Raw genomic sequence first — 18,183 nt, 5'->3', positions numbered from 1 at the left:
CTTAGGTATAGGAACATCAGCAAAAGCCCAGCCGTCCATCAGGAGTGGGCTTTTTGTATGCTTGATTTACGGGTTAAGATTAACGTCTCTTTTTTTGAGAGGGAGTCTTGTTGATCTCAGCCAGAGCTGTTTCAGCCTGTGTATTGGTAGGGTCTAGTGTTTTTACCTCTGTCCAGTGCTTGATAGCGTTGTCACGCTCACCTTTCAGGTAATAGTAATAACCCAGATAAGTATTGGCTTCGATTAACTCCTTCTTATACTTTTCTTTCTCACCGTTTGTAAGCTTGATAAACTCTTCGTAGTGAGGCTTCGCCAAACCTTGCTCTGTTTCAGGGTCCAGGTTAGACTGCGCACGGGCTCTCCACAGGTGTGCATAAGCATAAGTAGGGTTGGCGTCCGTGATCTTCTTGTAAGTCTCGTCAGCCTTCTCAAACTGCTCTGCCATCATATAGGCGTTACCCAGGTGGAAGTAGTCGGTATTAGAAGCTCCTAGTTTTTCCTGCTTTCTGTTGTAAACCTCTACAGCTTTGTCAAACTGCTTCTCACGGGCATACATGTTAGCAAGGTCATAGTAAAGCTCTGGTTTAGTAGGTTCTAATGCAATTGCTTTCTCGAGGTTCTCTACAGCTTTTGCAGGCTGGTTGTTTCTTGCCAGGATTCTGCCATAATACTCGTAGTCGCTTGCAATCAGGCTATTCTGGTCTACCTTGCTCAGGTAGTTTTCCATTGCCTTAAGTGCTTCTTCAGGCTTGCCAAGTTCAAGGTAAGAGTAAGCCAACAGACGGTTCATTGTCTTGTTGTTAGGCTCTGTTTTCAGCACTTCCTGTACTTCACGCAGCGTACCTTCATAATCTTTTGTCAGGAAAAGGAAAGAGGCATACTTAGCACGAGTTGCAGGCGTATTTTCCGACATGTCTACAAACTGCTTGAACGTAGACAGTGCTCTGTCATACTGACCGGCAAAGTAGTAAAGCTCGCCAAGGTCACTGTACGCAGGTGCATAGTTTGGATCTAGTTCGATTGCCTTCTTATAAGCTTCTTCTGCTTCATTGTAGTTACGTGAGCTAGTATAAAGCTGGCCTCTTCTCAGGTGAGCCTTTGGCGACTTGTCGTTGATACGAATAGCATTGTCATAGCTTGTCATAGCCTGACCACCATTGCCCAGCTTCAGATAAGCATCACCCATCAGGAGATATGCTTCAGCATTATTTTTGTCACGCTCAACTGCCTGCTTAAGATACTCAATCGCTTTATTATAATCCTGCTCAGTTGCTTCAGGAGCCATCAGATAAGCTTCACCGATACTGGCAAGTACGTGAGAATCCTTTTTACCACGCTTCATAGCATCAGCAAAATGCTTCTCAGCACCAGCACGATTGCCTTTGGCCATTTCTACTTTACCAAGTCCTACCATATTGATAGCAGACTTAGAGTTTTTAGCTAAGCCTTGGTTAAAGTAGTAGGCTGCCGAATCTACGTTCTCAGAACGAAGGTATACATCACCCAGTCCAAAGTAAGCGTTGTCAGCGTTCTTGTTGTTCAACTGAGATTTATAAATAGACTTAGCCTCCTGATAGCGCCCCAGGTCCACCGCTTTGCGGCCCTGATCGCCAGACTGCGCAAATGCCGCTGCTGTAGGGAACATGGCAGCTACCAGCAAAGCATATTTCCAGTTATTTGTCATTGTTAGTTTAATTTAGGTTGTGTTATTATTGTTTGTAATGGTTAATCCTGTCTGAATTTACTCGCTCTATTATTAAAGCCCACTATACGTACTGGCATAGTGGCAGGCACAAGACCTGACTTTAATATAATACGTTGTCCGCGGTCACTTGCTACATAGGATGCAAAACCTGTGCCAAGACCCGCACGGCCCTCAGTACTAATGATATACCAGAACCTTCTGAGCGGATATTCTCCCTGCGCAATGTAAGCCTGGTACGGCTGAAAATAACTATCTGTTGTTACCGGGTTATCTTCGGCACTTACTCCTACTACCTTTACCTGGCTAAGAAAATTGAGCGAAGTTGTATCATCGCGGTCGCTTATCCAGTTCACACCAATTACCCCAATTGCATTCTCGTTCTTCGCAACATAGTCTATCAGTGCAGGATGGGAGTTGCTAGCGGAGGCTGTAGGAGGCAACGGTTGGCCTGCCATCAGCGTATCACGCATGTACCTCGCTGTACTGGAGTTGTTGTTGTCAAAGACAATAGCAATGTCCCGTAAACTGCTTTCTGGGTTTAACTGCTTCCAACTGGTAATCTTTCCTGTAAAGATGTCTCGCAGTTCACTCATGGTCAGGAGGGTATCCTGATTCTTGTTGTTAACAATAAGTGCAACGGCATCGATGGCGATTCTAGTATACCTGGGTGTAAGCTTTCGCTGATCAAATACTTCTTTCTCCTGATCAGTCATTTTGCGCGATACAATTGCGATTCGTGTGCTGTCATTGATCAGGTCATCAAACACCTTACCCTCTGCCTTGTACTGCGCATTTATATTGGCGTATTTGTAGATACCTTCAAATGTGCTTACCTGGCTTTCTATAATTGGTTGGAAGGTCTCATCTACACTTATGCCGATGGTACCAGTCGTTGAGGTGTCGCGTTTCGTTTCAGGGTTACCGCCGCAAGCTGCAAGCGCAACTAGTCCGAGCCCCAAAACCACTTTGGCTGCTTTAATCATCTTATCTGTCTCTCCTTGATTTGGAATTAACCTGATATGCTCTCACAAATCGTATGAGGCCATACAGTATAAGGGTGCCACCAAAGATGGTACGTGCCGTTTGTGACATTTCCAGGTTATACTGCTCCTCATCCATAAAGATGATAAATAGTCCCAGCGCTACATATACCAATGTCATCAGCATGCCAAAATAGCGTGCAAATTTGTTGAAAAATGTAACAGACGGTTTTTCGTCTTCTCGCCTTGGTCGTAGCATGTTCAGGTTTGCCTATATATGTAGGCCTAAATTTAAGGTTTATACTTTAAAAACTAAAGCAGAAGCCATGCTATGTGTAGATTAGCTTCTGCTTTATACTTTATATTATCATTTATCGTTGCAAGTTGAATCGTATTGGTAAAGTATAACGTACCGCAACAGGTTTTCCATTTTGTCTGCCTGGTGTCCAATCAGGTAAGCTTTCAATAACTCGCAGTGCCTCTTCATCGGTTCCGAAGCCCAATCCTTTCAATACTGTAGCATCGGTTACTTTACCGTTCCGGTTTACTACAAAGCTTACAATAACTATGCCTTCTATTTGCTCTGTAATTGCTTGGCGAGGATAACGTATTTTTTTGCTTATGTAGCGCATTAGTGCTGCTTCCCCTCCCTCAAATGCAGGCATCTCCTCGGCAAAGTCAATTACGCTATTTCCTTCTCCGCCATCAGTACCTGTTGTGCCAGCGTTACCGTCTGTTTCTATACCTTCCAGGTCTATGCTACTCAGTAGTTCTCCATCCGTATTCTGTGTTCCTATTATGGCTCCTTCCATCTGTTGTTGTGTAGGTGGAACTTCATCCGGACCAGGGTGCGAATCTGGTACAACAGTAGGGGTAGGGTTTCTGACAGTCTTGATTTGTTTTTCCTGTACGGGCACTACTGCTTGCTGTACAGGTTCTGGATTCTCTTTTGGCGGTGGAGGTAATAAAGGTTGATCTATTATAATTACCCTTTTATCCTTTTCAGAATCATGCTTCGCTGTCTGTGCTATTTCTTGTTTACCAACAATAAGTGGCCAGCCAAGCCCAGTAGTAAAGATGCTTGTTGCTAATAATGCTGCTGTTAAGATGTGCTTGCTATAATCCTTTCTGAGTACGTAAGCCCCATAAGCTTTATTTCGTGCCGCAAACACTACATTATTAAATGTCATGTTGAATAAATAGTTTTCTTTCATGGCGCATAAGTTTTAAATGTGAAGCAGTATTATCTGCATTTTCTTATTAGATGCACCACTAGCTATTTTTCCACAAGCTGTCTCGTTATTTTTTCATTGAATACATTTTTTGGGATAATGCCTGGGTCTCTGATTGAAAACTAGTGCATATAAAAAAAGGCCCTCCTGGGAGGGCCTTTTTTTATATTTATGGAATCAGATTTACTTGATAGCAAATCGTACTGGCAATGTATAGCGAACAGGTACTGATCGACCGTTCTGCTTACCTGGAGACCACTTCGGCATTGTTTTCACAACGCGTACAGCTTCTTCGTCAGTACCAGAGCCGAGGCTTTTCACAACCTCAATTTCTGAGATTTCGCCCGTACGGCTTACTACGAACGAAAGTACTACCAGGCCTTCTACACCGGCACGCTGTGCAGCAGCTGGGTAGCGGATGTTCTTACCAAGATATCTCATCATTTCGCCTTCACCACCTGGGAATTCAGGCATCTGCTCAACGTAAGTATATGGCTTTTCTTCTACTACTTCAGCAACAACGTCGCTTGTACCGTCGATGTCTCCTAAATCAAGTGGAGCACCTTTAACACCTTCAACGTTTTTAGTACCAATGTCGATGTCTTCCAGTTCCTTCTGATCTGGCACCTGTTCCTCTTCCACAACTTCAGCATCACGCTTCACAACTGGAGGCGTAAACTTCACCTGTGCACGCACTGGTGGTGGCGGCGGTGGAAGATCTGGTGGCGGCGGTGGCGGTGGCGGCGTCGCTTCATCAATTGGTGGTGGTGGTGCTAACTCTACCTCTGTTACAATACGTTCTACTGGTACCACGACTTCCTCTTCTTCAAATAACTTAGCAATCAGTGGAATACTGATCAAAAGCGCAAAGATTGAGATAGCCATAATGGCTGCGGTAGTAACATGCTTATTGTACAGTCGACGTAGTAGGTAGGCGCCATACGCTCTGTTTCGTCCGGCAAAGACGATGTCGTCGAGCGATGCTTTTTCTAACTTACTAGTTTCCATGTGTTACTGTCCAGTTATGTCCTGAATCAACTGCTTGTCATTGTCGTTGATCTCAACAATAGCAAAGCGGTTGGTGTCAGTGATTTTCAATTCATCTAAAATATCTACTACGTTCTTGTAGCGAGACCCCTCCATTGGCTTAACGAGTACCGTCATTTTCTCGTTTCCGCGCACTTGTGGCGAAATCAATACTTTTCTGATACCGTTAGCAGAGTAGTCGGTTGTTTGAACTTCCGGATTTTCGGCTGGATCACCGAGACCAAAGTAGTAGTATACTCTGTCATTCTCCCCTAAGACAATTGTCATTGCGTTACTAGCTTTCAGAGCGATTTGCTCATCTTCAGTGTCCGGCTTGACAGGCATGTTGATTTCCATGGTCTGTGGCTTGCTGAACGTAGTAGTAAGCATGAAGAAAGTCAATAGAAGGAATGCAAGGTCTACCATGGGTGTCATGTCCAGATGGACAGACATTTTTTTGGCCCTTTTCTTACCACCTTTACCGGAGTCGGCTTTTTCTTGTATTTCTGCCATTTTTTAGCTCCTTTTTTTAGAGGTTAGAAGGTCTATTTTCCATGTCCGTAATCAGGTTGAACCTGTTGATCTTACGTTCCTGCAGCGTATCCATTACCCTTTTTACGGTAGGATAGCTTACATCCACATCCCCTTTGATTGCGATCACAACTTTAGGGTTTGTTAAGCGAGTCTGGTGTACCCAGTCACCTAGTTCATTTCTGGCTGAGTCAACCGGTATACCTGGCTGATTCACGTTTTTGCGATCAGCAGGCTCCATGGCCAGATACGACTTGAGTTGGTTCACCGGTACACCGAAGTTGGTCAACAGAGAGAAGGTCTTACGCTCTTCTTCTGTAAAGCTAACGCCGTACTTGGTGCCCATCTTGTCAAGCAACGCTTCTTTAGTTCCCTGCCCATCAACACCAAAGAACACTCTGTCCTCTTTGTCTACCGTGATGGTGATGATGTTGGTGTCAGGAAGTTTGATCTCTGATACAGAGGATGGTGTATCTACAACCACTGCCTCTTCAGGAGCAAACTTTGTTGTCAACATAAAGAAAGTAACCAGCAAGAAGGCCAAGTCCACCATCGGCGTCATATCCAACGACGGTTTGGTTCTTTTTACTTTTACTTTAGGCATTTTATTGGGTTATAGCGATTAGATAGTTGAATGAGGTCTTACAGTGTTAGCTGCAGTTTCGTGCTGCGAAGCGAACGTAGAGATGATGCTGAAACCAGCTTCGTCAATGCTGTAAGTTAATTCGTCAATCTTGCTAGTAAAGAAGTTATAAGCAATGATCGCGATAGCAGAACCAGTTACACCAAGAGCCGTGTTGATAAGGGCCTCAGAGATACCGTTTGCAAGAGCTACTGCGTCTGGAGAACCTGCTGTTGCAAGAGCCGAGAACGCCTTCACCATACCTAGTACCGTACCGATCAAACCTGTAAGTGTAGAAACCGAAGCGATAGTAGAGATAATCACCAGGTTTTTCTCCAGCATTGGAAGTTCCAGTGAAGTAGACTCTTCAATTTCTTTCTGAATAGCGGCTACTTTCTCAGCTTTAAGCAGTTCTGGCTCGTTCTGCATTTCTTTGTACTTAAGCAAACCAGCTTTTACCACGTTACCAACAGAACCTTTCTGTGCGTCGCAGGCAGCAATAGCACCGTTGATGTCACGCTGGTTCAGTTTCTGAGAGATTGTACGTACGAAACCGGCAACGTTCTTAGTTCCTTTTGCTTTGCTGATTGTAAGTGAACGCTCGATAGCAAAGATGAAACCAGAAGGTTAAGCGTCAAAAGGATAGGTACTACCCAACCACCTTTATAAACAATACCCAGGTAGTTGTCCGGAAGTGGATGGTTCGCATTGTCACCGCCTTCAAAGTTGGCAGGATTACCGAATACGAACATATAGATAAGTACACATGCAATAAATGCAACCGGAATTACGATAGTGGCAAATAGAGAGGAAGTTGTACCGCTCTTTTGTTCTACATTAGCATCTTTGCTCACTACTGTCAGTCTTTTTTTCCATTTTGTTTAAAAGTTTAAAGTTTAGCTGTTTGTGTTGTAATTAAATCGATTGTGTAATATAAGAATGTAATTGTTTTGGATTTAGTTCTTTATTGGTTTTGCAATTTCTGCTTTTTCCGCAATTTTCAAACGATTTCAAGCTTTAAATTTTGAAAAATCCCGACTTAATACTGTAAAGTCTGTCTAAAATAAATTTTTCGCTGCTTTAGCTTAAGGCGAATATTGCGGCTTTACAAATATATTTTATTTTAAATTCTTATCCAAAGTTTAAACTTCATACAGCTTGTCCTCTTCACTTTTCTGTATCCCTTACTGCCTGTTAAACAGCGGTTTATTCGCCATAATGGGTGGTGATAAACCTAAATTGTAACGTGACTTTAGTGCAAGCAATAAGTGAGGTTACTGTAATAGTAATAAAACAGGTGTGCGTTATTCAGAGAAGAGCAAAGCGTTTAAACTATTTGGTTGTAATAAAATTAAGTAAAACTAAGTTTGCTTGAGTTGTGCCTGAGAACAAATAGAAGCATAAATATAATGCATGTTTGACTAAACTGTATGCATGCCTATCTTTTTTTTGCCTGATTCCAGTAAATGTCCATTTCATTTAAGGACAAATCCTGTAGTCGTTTGCCATCTTTAGAGGCTTCCTCTTCCATGTACTGAAACCGATCTATAAATTTCAGGTTGGTTTTTTCCAGTGCTTCTTCTGGGTTTATATCAATAAAACGGGCAAAGTTAATGAGTGAAAAAAGCAGGTCCCCAAATTCGCTGGTAGCTTTTAGGTGATCGATGGACTGAAGGTCTGCTATATTAAATTCAGATTCAAATTCATTCAATTCCTCCTGTACCTTTTTCCACACCTCCGACTTGTCATCCCAATCGAAACCTGCTCCACGGGCCTTCTCCTGTATGCGCATAGCTTTTACAAGCGCTGGTAATGAGGCTGGTACGCCACCTAATACCGATTTGTTGCCTTCTTTCAGTTTCAGTCGCTCCCAGTTCTGCTTCACCTCTTCTTCCGTACTGGCTGTTGCATCCCCATAAATGTGTGGATGTCTGAATATAAGCTTCTCACAAAGTGAGTTCAGGACATCCGCTATGTCGAAGGCTTTTTGTTCAGAGGCTATTTTGGCATAAAACACCATGTGGAGCATGATGTCCCCAATCTCCTTTTTTATTTCCTGCATATCCTGCCGGATAATGGCGTCAGATAGCTCATAGGTTTCCTCAATAGTCAAATGGCGCAGGCTTTCTATGGTCTGCTTCCTGTCCCAGGGGCATTTTTCACGCAGATCATCCATCACATCCAGCAGCCGGTCAAAAGCCTGAAGCTGTCGGCCACGTGGAGTATCTTCAAAACGTTGATTAGTCATAAAGGCAAATATAATAAATAACTGCCAGAGGTAGTTATATAGGCATTCTGCTATGTAGTAAATAGGACGATGATGACTATTTGCCGACAAGCATTCTGCTTGAGTTACAGTTCTGTGATGTTCGGGCTGACGGATACCGCAGCAGATAATGTTCAAACCTAAAACTAAATTATTACTTTTGCAGCTGAAAAAAATATTCTCGTAGTGGCTTTAATAAAATCAATTTCAGGAATCAGAGGTACGATTGGAGGGCAGGCCGGTGAAGCGCTTACCCCGGTGGATGTAGTGAAGTTTGCCGCCGCTTTCGGTACCTGGGTGTTGCAGACTACTGGCAACAATACCATCATTGTAGGACGCGATGCACGCCTTTCAGGTGACATGGTGAACAAGCTGGTTTGCGCGACCCTGCAGGGCTTAGGTATCAATGTAGTTGATCTGGGGCTGTCAACGACGCCCACTGTGGAAATGGCCGTGCCGGACTACAAAGCCGGTGGCGGCATCATTCTGACAGCCAGCCATAACCCAAAGCAGTGGAATGCGCTCAAACTTCTTAACCAGAAAGGCGAGTTTATCTCTGATGCTGAAGGCAAACTGGTGCTGGAATTGGCAGACAAGGAGGCCTTTGAGTTTGCGCAGGTAAACGACCTGGGCAGATACCAGCGGGATGACGAAGCGTTGCAAAAGCACATCGATACCATCTTGGCACTACCGCTTGTAGATGTAAACGCTATTAAAGAAAAAGACTTCAGCGTAGCTATCGACTGTGTCAACTCTTCCGGAGGTATAGCGATACCGATGCTGCTGGAGGCGTTGGGAGTACATAAGGTTGAAAAGCTCTTTTGCGAGCCGGACGGCAATTTCCCCCACAACCCGGAACCGCTGCCAGAGAACCTGCGCGAGATAGCTCGCGTGATCGAGAAAGGCAAGTTTGACCTAGGTATAGTAGTAGACCCAGATGTGGATCGCCTGGCCCTGATCAATGAAGATGGCAGTATGTTCGGTGAAGAGTATACCTTAGTAGCCGTAGCTGATTATGTGCTGAAGAATCAGGTGGGCAACACGGTTTCTAACCTCTCCTCAACAAGAGCATTGCGTGACGTGACTGAGAAGGCTGGAGGCAATTACTTTGCCGCTGCTGTGGGTGAAGTAAACGTGGTGAATATGATGAAGGCGGAGAATGCCATCATAGGTGGCGAAGGTAATGGAGGTATAATCTACCCTGAACTGCACTATGGTCGTGATGCCCTGGTAGGTATAGCTTTGTTCCTGACACACCTGGCTAAGTCAGGTATGAGCATGACGCGCCTGCGTGCCAGCTACCCGAACTATTACATCTCTAAAAATAAAATAGAGCTGACTCCTGAAGTGGATGTAGACCAGGTGCTAGTTCAAATGCAGGAGCGTTACGCCAAGCAGCCGATTAACACCATTGACGGTGTGAAGATTGAGTTTGATAAGGAGTGGGTGCACCTGCGCAAGTCTAATACAGAGCCTATCATCCGCATCTATGCTGAATCGGAGAGCAACGCCACAGCCGAGCACCTGGCCAATAAAATCATTGCTGACATCAAAGAGATCATTTCGACAAAAGCGTAATGTGTTGTTGCTGTAGCATATTAATTAACTAGCAATCAGAGGTTGCGCCAAAGGAGAAATCAAGCTTTTTCTCCATTGGCGCAACTTTTTTTTATACTTTAGTAGTTCGTTTAAGAGAATCCAATACAAAATATCATGCGTGTTTATTTAGATAATGCAGCTACCACCCCTCTGGACAAAGAGGTTTTTGATGCCATGGCACCTTTTATGCTCGAGCACTTTGGCAACCCTTCTTCCATCCATTCACATGGACGAGAGGTGAGGTCTGCTATCGAAAAAGCCCGCCGCTCGGTAGCTACGCTGTTGAACACGTCGCCTGCCGAAGTATTCTTTACCTCAGGCGGTACTGAGGCTGATAATGCTGCCATTGTCTGTTCCTGTCGTTCGCTAGGTATAAAGCATGCCATCACTACTAAATTGGAGCATCATGCCGTGCTGCATACCATGGAGATGCTGGAGAAAGAACGGAGAGGTTCAGCTGAGCTACCTGCGGCATGATGAACGTGGCAACCTGGACCTGGAGCATCTGGAGGAAATGTTGGCTAATCAGCCACGCACGATCGTTTCCATCATGCATGCCAATAACGAAATTGGTACTTTGAACGATATCGAGAAGATCGGAGAGATCTGCAGAAAGTATGACGCGATTTTTCACTCCGACACTGTGCAGACCATGGGCCACTACAAGCACGATGTGCAGCAGATCGGGGCCAACTTTCTGATAGGTTCAGCACACAAATTCCATGGGCCAAAGGGTGTGGGCTTCCTGTACTGTGATGCCAGCACTAAGATTCAGCCATTGATCCAGGGTGGTGCGCAGGAGCGCAACATGCGTGGCGGCACCGAGAACGTGTATGGTATCATTGGTTTGGCCAAGGCGCTGGAAATTGCCTACCGTGATATGGCCGAGCACCAGAAGCACATACAGGGATTGAAGGACCGCATGATCTACAAACTACGGGAACAGATGGAGGATGTGAGCTTTAACGGAATGTCGGAGTTTGCGGACAAGAGTTTATATACCGTACTCAATGTGAGCCTGCCTGCCTCTGACATTAACGAAATGCTGTTGTTCAGCCTGGACATCGCCAAGATTTCGGCTTCAGGTGGAAGTGCCTGCAGTAGCGGTGCCAATGCCGGTTCGCATGTGCTTCGTGCTTTGGAAGTAGATCCGGCTAGAGGTTCTGTTCGCTTTTCGTTCAGCAAGTATAACACAGAAGCAGAGATCGATTATGTAGCTGAAACGCTTGCCAAAATGTATAAAAAGGAGCTGGCCTAGGTATAGCTGGCATCCTTCAAAATATAAAAAGGCTTCAGCAGTAATGCTGGAGCCTTTCTTTGTGAAACGAAATTTTATAGGAGAACAAGGTATAGAGATGAGAAGTATAGGCGTTTTTTGTGGAGCCAATGTAGGTATAAACCTAATGTACAGTGAGTCTGCAGCGCGATTAGGGGAGTTAATGGCGGAGCAAGGTATAAAGCTGGTATATGGTGGTGGCAACGTAGGGCTGATGGGGGTGATTGCCGATGCGGTGCTGGCAGCAGGAGGCACAGGTATAGGCGTGATCCCGCAAAGCCTGGTTGACAGGGAAGTGGCCCATAGAGGACTGCAGGAACTGGTTGTTGTGGAGACAATGCACGAGCGGAAAGCCATCATGGCGGCTCGTTCCGATGCATTTATCGCTATGCCCGGCGGCTTTGGTACATTCGACGAGATCTGCGAGATCATCACATGGAACCAGCTCGGCATCATCAAGAAGCCGGTGGCCTTCTATAATATAAACGGCTATTGGGACAAGTTTTTCGAGATGATCGATCATACCGTAGCTGAGGGTTTTGTGAAAGGTGACCAGCGCGAAAACCTGATCGTAGAAAGTGATGCGGAGGTACTGCTAGATAGAATCAGGCTTATGCCGATTCCACATCTGATTACTGGATTGATTTTAAGAGGATATAAATTGCTGGTTGTTAGTTGCTGTGCCCTCGCCGCTTGATGACCGAACGGTCACGCCCAGTTCAAACAGCTATGCTGTTTGCATTGATTAAGGACGAATTGACCTCTCTTTAGCACCCGTCAACGATGTAAAACAGAAGCGCCGCTGCAAATATTTGCAGCGGCGCTTCTGTTTTTATACCTGTGAGGGAGGAGCTAGCTATACCTGCAGGGACATTTATAAAGTTCCAGCCTCCACATCCTCAAATTTTAAACCCTTCTAATTCTCCAGCACCATGTTCTTCAGCGCCTCCACCAAGTGTCGCTGGAGTTAAGGCTTTCTACGAGCACCCACTTCTCGCCGCCGGCGTGCTCAAACTCCTCTCTAAACTCTTCGCCGACTTCTATAGTCGTTTCGAGACAGTCGGCTACGAAGGCAGGGCTGAAAGCAAGTACTTTCTTGATGCCTTTGGCTGGCATGGTCTTCAGAACTTCGTCAGTATAAGGTTGCAGCCATGGGTCTTTGCCCAGGCGCGACTGGAAAGCGACGGTATACTGGTCCTCTTTCAGGCCCAATTCAGCAGCCAGCAAGCGCGAAGTCTCAAAGCAGGAGGCGCGGTAGCAATAACGGTTGCGCTTATTGTAGCTGTTGCAGCAGGAGCCCAGTTTGCAGTAGCCTTTGTCGCTGCCTTTCAGAATCTGTCGCTCCGGCACACCGTGGTAGCTGAACACCACGTGGTCGTAGTTGTCTTCGGCCATGTACTTCTTGCCCAGCTCAGCGAAGGCGTTGATGAAACCAGGGTCGTCACAGTAAGTCGAGATGAAGTTAATGCTCGGGATGATCCACCAGTCCTTCACGATCTCCATGATTTTGTCCTGCACCGAACCTGTGGTAGCGGAGGCATACTGCGGGAAAAGCGGTACGACAATGATGCGGGACACGCTCTTGTCACGGAGTTCGTCCAAGGCACTCTTGATGCTTGGACTTTGGTAGCGCATACCGAAAGCCACATGATAATCGTCGCCCAGGCTAGTCTGAAGTTTAGCCTGCAGGTCGCGGCCATGGTACATGAGTGGCGAACCGCGATCGGTCCACAGCTGCTGATATACCTTGGCAGACTTTGGTGCCCGAAAAGGAGCGATCACGCCATTCACCAGTGCAAAGCGTCCCACGGGGTTTATATCGATCACGCGCGGGTCTAGCAGGAACTCACGCAGGTATTTTCTTACATCAGGAGTGCTGGGTGTATCCGGTGTGCCTAGGTTCACTAGTAAAACCCCAATCTTGCCTGTTTTTTTCTTGCTCATCTAAATCAATAGTGCTTTTTGCTATACAAAGATACGAAGTATAACGAGTTAGTTATGATCGATAGTTTCTATACCCTGATAGAGGAAGGTATGGAGTAAAGCTGAAAGCAGAGAGAAATGTTTGAAACTTCATCCACTCGATTAATCAAATTTCTAAATCCACACATTTTCACGGGTTTCGTAAAAAAGAAGTAATTTTGCATCCTCAAATTTTAATTATGTCACAAGCTCCGCACAAAGCTGGTTTTGTAAGTATAGTAGGTAAGCCAAACGTGGGTAAATCCACGCTCATGAACGCCCTGGTAGGGGAGAAGCTATCTATTATCACGTCCAAAGCCCAGACCACACGTCACCGCATCATGGGTATCCTGAATGGCGATGATTTCCAGATCGTGTACTCTGATACCCCTGGCATCATCAAGCCGCAGTACGCTTTGCACGAGTCCATGATGAGTTTTGTGCGCACTTCTCTGGAAGATGCCGATATCATTCTGTTTGTGACGGATATCTATGAAAAACACGACGAGGATGATGTGATCAAGCGATTGCAGCATGCCGAGGTGCCAATCCTGTTGCTGATCAACAAGATTGATCAGGCTACAGAAGAGGAAGTGCAGGAGAAGGTAGCTTATTGGCAGGAGAAGATGAACCCGACCGAGATCCACCCGATTTCGGCTTTGCATAACTTTGGCGTAGAGCAGCTTTTCAATCGATTGATGGCTTTGTTGCCCGAGCATCCGGCTTTTTACCCGAAAGATGAACTGACTGACAAGCCCGAGCGTTTCTTTGTGTCGGAGATGATCCGCGAGAAAATCTTCCTCAACTACAAAAAAGAAATTCCCTACAGCACCGAGGTGGTGGTAGAGGAGTTTAAAGAGGAAGAGGACATCATCCGTATCCGTGCCGAAATCAGTGTGGAGCGCAAGAGCCAGAAAGGTATTGTGATTGGCCACAAAGGCGAAGCGCTGAAGAAAGTAGGCACGCAGGCCCGCCTGGATATGGAACAGTTTTTCCAGAAAAAGATATTTCTTGATTTATACGTGCGCGTGAACGAGAACTGGCGAACCGACCAGAAGCTGCTACGCCGATTCGGCTACAGCGAGTAGCGCACCATTAAAGCTTCGGGCAAGGTGCTCCGGGGGCACTTTAACTATTTTATTTTATTTAGATGTCAACCAACATCATTGCAATCGTAGGACGTCCGAATGTGGGCAAGTCTACACTTTTTAACCGCCTTGTAGGGCGCCGCCAGGCCATTATGGACAACGAGAGCGGCGTGACCCGCGACCGTAGCTACGGACACGGCGACTGGACCGGCAAGTATTACACCGTGATTGACACAGGTGGCTACGTGCACGGATCCGACGATATTTTTGAAGGAGAAATCAACAAGCAGGTAGAGCTGGCCATTAAAGAAGCCGACGTGATCCTGTTCATGGTAGATGTGGAAGCAGGCCTGACCGGACTGGACGAAGAGTTCGCCAACGTTCTGCGTCGCTCAGACAAGCCTATCTATGTAGTGGCCAACAAAGCCGATACCAATGCGCGTGCTCATCAAATGGGCGAGTTCTATGCGCTTGGTTTAGGTATAGACATCTTCCCGATCTCGTCGCAGAGCGGCTCCGGTACAGGTGAGTTGCTGGATGAGGTAGTGAAGCACTTCAAAACCGAAGGTACTGAGGATCCGGATGCAGGTATACCCAGACTTGCCGTGCTGGGTCGTCCGAACGTGGGCAAGTCCTCTTTCGTGAACATGCTGCTGGGTGTGGAGCGTAACATCGTAACCGACATTGCCGGTACTACCCGCGATGCGATCGACTCACGCTACAATGCCTTCGGCAAAGAGTTTATCATCGTAGATACCGCTGGTCTGCGCCGCAAGAGCAAAGTGAGCGAAGACATTGAGTTTTACTCCGTGATGCGCTCCGTGCGTGCTTTGGAAGATGCCGATGTTTGTATCGTGATGCTGGATGCCACCAGAGGGATTGAGTCACAGGATGTTAACATTATCTCATTGGCCGAGAAAAACCGCAAAGGCATCGTAATACTGGTGAACAAATGGGACTTGGTAGAGAAAGAAACGAATACGACTAAGGAGTTCGAAGAGAAGATTCTTGAAGCGATCGCACCGATTAAGTATGTGCCGATCATCTTTACCTCTGTTGTGACAAAGCAGCGTGTGCACAAGGCCGTTGAAACAGCGATGGAGGTATACGAGCAGAAAACGCGTAAAATCTCTACCTCGAAGCTGAACGACAAAATCCTTCCGGACATCGAGCGTTACCCGCCACCGTCAGTTAAAGGCAAGTTCATCAAGATCAAGTATGTGACGCAACTGCCGACGCACAACCCAACATTTGCGTTCTTCTGTAACCTGCCGCAGTATGTGAAGGAACCTTACACACGCTACCTTGAAAACAGTATCCGGAAGCATTTTGGCTTCGAGGGTGTGCCGATCAAAGTGTTGTTTAAGAAAAAATAAGAGCTTCTATATCAATATATTCAGATATACTGTTATATTTGATGCTTCATCTTTAACCAATCACAAAACATTATGAAAAAAGTATTCGGTTTACTATTCGTTGCAGGTCTTTTCACATTTGCATCATGCAATAACGCAGAAGAAACTGCAACTGATGTTGAGACTACTGAAACTGAAACTGTAGAGACAGTTGACGTTGAGACTGACATGGAGACGGACACTACATCTGTAATGGAAGACACAACTACTGTTCAGTAGTCACACTAGTACCAGTACTACCTGACCATGTGGTCAGGCAAAAGAAAAAAGCACTCCATGGAGTGCTTTTTTTTATATATGCCAAAACCTATACATACTGACCCCGTATTGCAAGAAGCTTATTTCTCACCTTAACCAACTTAATATGAAAAAGCCAATTTTAATGATGCTTGTTGCAGGTTTGCTAACTTTCTCTTTCACATCGTGCGAAACTCGTGAAGAAAACACACAGGAAAGAATGGAAGACACTGCAGAAGACGTAGGCGACGACGTGGAAAATGCCGCTGAAGAAGTAGAAGACGAAACAGAAGAAGCTGTACAATAAAATATCCACAACATAAAAAAACGGCAGGCCCTTCTAAGAGTCTGCCGTTTTTTTATGTCTGCAATCAGGTATATGATCAAGGACCAAGCCGTTTCTGAATCATACTGTTAACCAGCGCAAAGAGTCGCTTGGGCGTATAGGTGCGCCAATGTAGCTCATCCAGGGTGCCGCCTGAGTTGATGTACGAGTCTATGTTGTAGCTGCGCATCTCGCTCAGCACAAAGTCACGGAAGCTGATGGCTGCTATCCAACCTTCCTCCACATCCTCAAACCACTCTTCGTAATAATCGTCTTCGGAGCCGTGGAAGTTGAACACATTCTCACCTATCAGGATAAAATGCTTGATACCCTCCTGCACGAGCGGGTCGATGATGTTGCGCTTGAGCTTCATGATGTCATTGTTCAGCGCATCGTTCCATTCCCCGATAAACTCGATTACGGCAAAACTCAATTCGTAGTCGGCATATAATATCTTCAGAAAAAGGGTTTCGGAATCTATGTCATCCCATTGCGGGTGTATGTAGTAGCCGTAAATGGTATGGGTATAGTGCGTCAGGCTGTTCTCGGCTCCATACAGTGGAGAGCGAGGGTCGTCGGTAGCTGAATAGAGCTCCAACCAGTTATAAAAGGGTTCGATCGTATGCATATATCAATTCATTCTGCTGCCTGTGCCACTGGCAGGCATTTGTCTGTCTACTCTAAGATTTTGGACAAAGTTGGCTATATTTAAGGAAGAAATCGCCTGGTTAGTCAACTCCTGCATGCTGATGCAGGTATAAGCAGGTACAAAATGGCCGCAAGATATGCTAAGGCTGCCTGAGTACGTTATAACATAGCACGTTCCAACTGAAACACCACTCATTTTCTATGCAGTTCACATTCAGCTTCAATTTTTTAAGACAGACCATCTCTTTGCTTCTCCTGCTTGTAATGCTGAGTTACAGCAATAAGGCGTTTGCGAAAGCAGACTATATCAAAGAGTACCATCCTCGAATCAACAAAGCTGAAAGGCTGGTGATGGCAAAGGACTACGAAGGGGCGCTGGAAACTTACCAGCAGGCCTTCTCGGCTGTACCCAAGGGCTTTGCCCGCGACTATTACAATGCCGCAGTATGCGCAACGCTCACGGGCAACGAAAAACAAGGTATAGACTACCTCGAGAAACTGGTAGAAAAAGGAGTGACCCTGGAGTACCTGGAGCAGCAGGAGGTGTTTGAACCACTGCGAGCCCATAAAGGCTGGAAGAAGTTCGCAAAAAAATATCCGAAGCGCCGCAAAGCCTTCCGTGAGAACATGAACATAGACCTGCGCGCCGACCTTGATGAGCTCTGGGCCCGTGACCAGTTCTTCCGGCAGGCTAAGGGAGGCCTGCGCGTACATGCCGACACGATCAGAAAAATAGAAGCTGATAATGTGAAAAAGCTGCTGGCCTGGATTAGCAAACACGGCTATCCGGGGGAGGAACTGATCGGAGTGCCCGACACCTTGGAGACGCTGCCGCGCTTCAGTATTGTGATTCAACGCCAGACTTCTGCCCGCAACGGCTTTGATTTTACGCCTGTGCTCACCCAGGCAGTACAGGAGGGCAAACTCGACCCGCACGCGGCGGCTTACCTGATGGACCAGCAACAGGGTAAGAATCTGTATCGGTCTAAAGTGCTGGCCCGTGTGATCTGCAATAAACCGGAAGACTGTCAGGATGATGATGAGTTTGGCGATCTGTCGAGCCGCTATCTGATTCAGCGTATGAGCGAGGAAGAAGAGGCGCGGGCGAATGAGCTCCGGCAGGCGCTTGGACTGGAGCCTGTAGCCGACTATCGCGAGAAAATGCGTTACGCCATGAAAGATGACCGCTTTAAGCTAGGCTATGACTGGGCGGTGACCAGTTACAAAGTACCAAGCAAAGAAGCCGCAAAAGTGCTTGTAGAAAGTATGGC

18 protein-coding genes and 1 pseudogene are annotated in these 18,183 nt (G+C 46.1%); 8 read left to right on the top strand and 11 right to left on the bottom strand.

The genetic code is table 11. The features are described from left to right. Positions 1-79 precede the first annotated feature (79 nt). From O71_RS10010 to mazG, 9 genes are all read right to left on the bottom strand, one after another. Positions 80-1,684, bottom strand: coding sequence for a tetratricopeptide repeat protein (locus O71_RS10010; protein ID WP_007656156.1), 1,605 nt, complete (start codon positions 1,682-1,684; stop codon positions 80-82). Between the two features lie 41 nt (positions 1,685-1,725). Beyond that, positions 1,726-2,688: a PstS family phosphate ABC transporter substrate-binding protein gene (locus tag O71_RS10005; protein ID WP_007656155.1), complete on the bottom strand. Its 963-nt coding sequence runs from the start codon at positions 2,686-2,688 to the stop codon at positions 1,726-1,728. 1 nt (position 2,689) lies between these two features. Beyond that, complete coding sequence (locus O71_RS10000; RefSeq protein ID WP_007656154.1) at positions 2,690-2,944, bottom strand: hypothetical protein; 255 nt, start codon at positions 2,942-2,944, stop codon at positions 2,690-2,692. A 112-nt stretch (positions 2,945-3,056) separates the two neighbouring features. Then, a complete protein-coding gene (locus tag O71_RS09995; RefSeq protein ID WP_007656153.1) occupies positions 3,057-3,899 on the bottom strand; it encodes an energy transducer TonB in 843 nt (280 codons plus the stop codon). Between the two features lie 201 nt (positions 3,900-4,100). Beyond that, positions 4,101-4,925: an energy transducer TonB gene (locus tag O71_RS09990; RefSeq protein WP_040574103.1), complete on the bottom strand. Its 825-nt coding sequence runs from the start codon at positions 4,923-4,925 to the stop codon at positions 4,101-4,103. 3 nt (positions 4,926-4,928) lie between these two features. Next, complete coding sequence (locus O71_RS09985) at positions 4,929-5,396, bottom strand: biopolymer transporter ExbD (protein ID WP_234986456.1); 468 nt, start codon at positions 5,394-5,396, stop codon at positions 4,929-4,931. 76 nt (positions 5,397-5,472) lie between these two features. Beyond that, positions 5,473-6,078 (bottom strand): biopolymer transporter ExbD, encoded by a 606-nt coding sequence (locus tag O71_RS09980; protein ID WP_007656147.1) that lies wholly within the window; start codon positions 6,076-6,078, stop codon positions 5,473-5,475. Between the two features lie 18 nt (positions 6,079-6,096). Further along, on the bottom strand, positions 6,097-6,543 hold the full coding sequence (locus tag O71_RS25575; protein WP_237717799.1) for a MotA/TolQ/ExbB proton channel family protein: 447 nt from the start codon (positions 6,541-6,543) through the stop codon (positions 6,097-6,099). Positions 6,544-7,534: 991 nt separating this feature from the next. Further along, positions 7,535-8,344, bottom strand: a complete 810-nt coding sequence (gene mazG, locus O71_RS09970; protein ID WP_007656146.1) for a nucleoside triphosphate pyrophosphohydrolase — start codon at positions 8,342-8,344, stop codon at positions 7,535-7,537. Positions 8,345-8,548: 204 nt separating this feature from the next. Between mazG and glmM the strand changes: the two genes are divergently transcribed. From glmM to O71_RS09955, 3 genes and pseudogenes are all read left to right on the top strand, one after another. Further along, positions 8,549-9,940 carry a phosphoglucosamine mutase gene (gene glmM / locus O71_RS09965; RefSeq protein ID WP_007656145.1) on the top strand — a complete coding sequence of 464 codons (1,392 nt, stop codon included), beginning with the start codon at positions 8,549-8,551 and terminating at the stop codon, positions 9,938-9,940. Positions 9,941-10,075: 135 nt separating this feature from the next. After that, positions 10,076-11,219, top strand: a pseudogene (locus tag O71_RS09960) (cysteine desulfurase family protein). A 61-nt stretch (positions 11,220-11,280) separates the two neighbouring features. Next, complete coding sequence (locus tag O71_RS09955) at positions 11,281-11,934, top strand: TIGR00730 family Rossman fold protein (protein ID WP_237717798.1); 654 nt, start codon at positions 11,281-11,283, stop codon at positions 11,932-11,934. A 242-nt stretch (positions 11,935-12,176) separates the two neighbouring features. On the opposite strand, the gene hemH is transcribed toward O71_RS09955, so the two are convergent. Continuing rightward, positions 12,177-13,181, bottom strand: coding sequence for a ferrochelatase (gene hemH, locus O71_RS09950; protein WP_007656143.1), 1,005 nt, complete (start codon positions 13,179-13,181; stop codon positions 12,177-12,179). A 218-nt stretch (positions 13,182-13,399) separates the two neighbouring features. Between hemH and era the strand changes: the two genes are divergently transcribed. The 4 genes from era to O71_RS22640 all read left to right on the top strand — a co-directional run bounded on the left by era (position 13,400) and on the right by O71_RS22640 (position 16,246). Continuing rightward, positions 13,400-14,287: a GTPase Era gene (gene era / locus O71_RS09945; protein ID WP_007656142.1), complete on the top strand. Its 888-nt coding sequence runs from the start codon at positions 13,400-13,402 to the stop codon at positions 14,285-14,287. A gap of 62 nt (positions 14,288-14,349) precedes the next feature. Beyond that, complete coding sequence (gene der / locus O71_RS09940; protein WP_007656139.1) at positions 14,350-15,663, top strand: ribosome biogenesis GTPase Der; 1,314 nt, start codon at positions 14,350-14,352, stop codon at positions 15,661-15,663. Between the two features lie 72 nt (positions 15,664-15,735). Further along, a complete protein-coding gene (locus O71_RS09935) occupies positions 15,736-15,921 on the top strand; it encodes a hypothetical protein (RefSeq protein ID WP_007656137.1) in 186 nt (61 codons plus the stop codon). A gap of 163 nt (positions 15,922-16,084) precedes the next feature. After that, positions 16,085-16,246, top strand: a complete 162-nt coding sequence (locus O71_RS22640) for a hypothetical protein (protein ID WP_200805499.1) — start codon at positions 16,085-16,087, stop codon at positions 16,244-16,246. A gap of 76 nt (positions 16,247-16,322) precedes the next feature. Here O71_RS22640 and O71_RS09925 read toward each other — a convergent pair whose 3' ends face one another. Then, the gene (locus O71_RS09925) at positions 16,323-16,892 is read right to left on the bottom strand and encodes a hypothetical protein (RefSeq protein WP_007656135.1); all 570 of its coding nucleotides are present in this window, start codon (positions 16,890-16,892) and stop codon (positions 16,323-16,325) included. A 221-nt stretch (positions 16,893-17,113) separates the two neighbouring features. On the opposite strand from O71_RS09925, the gene O71_RS09920 reads away from it, so the two are divergent. Further along, a partial coding sequence (locus O71_RS09920; protein WP_007656134.1) for a hypothetical protein occupies positions 17,114-18,183 on the top strand: 1,070 nt, incomplete at its 3' end.

Origin of the sequence: Pontibacter sp. BAB1700 (assembly GCF_000277005.1) — a bacterium.
In the GTDB taxonomy this organism is placed as follows: domain Bacteria; phylum Bacteroidota; class Bacteroidia; order Cytophagales; family Hymenobacteraceae; genus Pontibacter; species Pontibacter lucknowensis.
This window is presented reverse-complemented; position numbering and strand designations above follow the sequence as displayed.

What these genes read in the sequence shown, in the direction of transcription:
- O71_RS10010 (WP_007656156.1), bottom strand. Translation starts at nt 1,684, where the DNA reads ATGACAAATAACTGGAAATATGCTTTGCTGGTAGCTGCCATGTTCCCT.
- O71_RS10005 (WP_007656155.1), bottom strand. Translation starts at nt 2,688, where the DNA reads ATGATTAAAGCAGCCAAAGTGGTTTTGGGGCTCGGACTAGTTGCGCTT.
- O71_RS10000 (WP_007656154.1), bottom strand. Translation starts at nt 2,944, where the DNA reads ATGCTACGACCAAGGCGAGAAGACGAAAAACCGTCTGTTACATTTTTC.
- O71_RS09995 (WP_007656153.1), bottom strand. Translation starts at nt 3,899, where the DNA reads ATGAAAGAAAACTATTTATTCAACATGACATTTAATAATGTAGTGTTT.
- O71_RS09990 (WP_040574103.1), bottom strand. Translation starts at nt 4,925, where the DNA reads ATGGAAACTAGTAAGTTAGAAAAAGCATCGCTCGACGACATCGTCTTT.
- O71_RS09985 (WP_234986456.1), bottom strand. Translation starts at nt 5,396, where the DNA reads ATGTCTGTCCATCTGGACATGACACCCATGGTAGACCTTGCATTCCTT.
- O71_RS09980 (WP_007656147.1), bottom strand. Translation starts at nt 6,078, where the DNA reads ATGCCTAAAGTAAAAGTAAAAAGAACCAAACCGTCGTTGGATATGACG.
- mazG (WP_007656146.1), bottom strand. Translation starts at nt 8,344, where the DNA reads ATGACTAATCAACGTTTTGAAGATACTCCACGTGGCCGACAGCTTCAG.
- hemH (WP_007656143.1), bottom strand. Translation starts at nt 13,181, where the DNA reads ATGAGCAAGAAAAAAACAGGCAAGATTGGGGTTTTACTAGTGAACCTA.
- era (WP_007656142.1), top strand. Translation starts at nt 13,400, where the DNA reads ATGTCACAAGCTCCGCACAAAGCTGGTTTTGTAAGTATAGTAGGTAAG.
- der (WP_007656139.1), top strand. Translation starts at nt 14,350, where the DNA reads ATGTCAACCAACATCATTGCAATCGTAGGACGTCCGAATGTGGGCAAG.
- O71_RS09935 (WP_007656137.1), top strand. Translation starts at nt 15,736, where the DNA reads ATGAAAAAAGTATTCGGTTTACTATTCGTTGCAGGTCTTTTCACATTT.
- O71_RS22640 (WP_200805499.1), top strand. Translation starts at nt 16,085, where the DNA reads ATGATGCTTGTTGCAGGTTTGCTAACTTTCTCTTTCACATCGTGCGAA.
- O71_RS09925 (WP_007656135.1), bottom strand. Translation starts at nt 16,892, where the DNA reads ATGCATACGATCGAACCCTTTTATAACTGGTTGGAGCTCTATTCAGCT.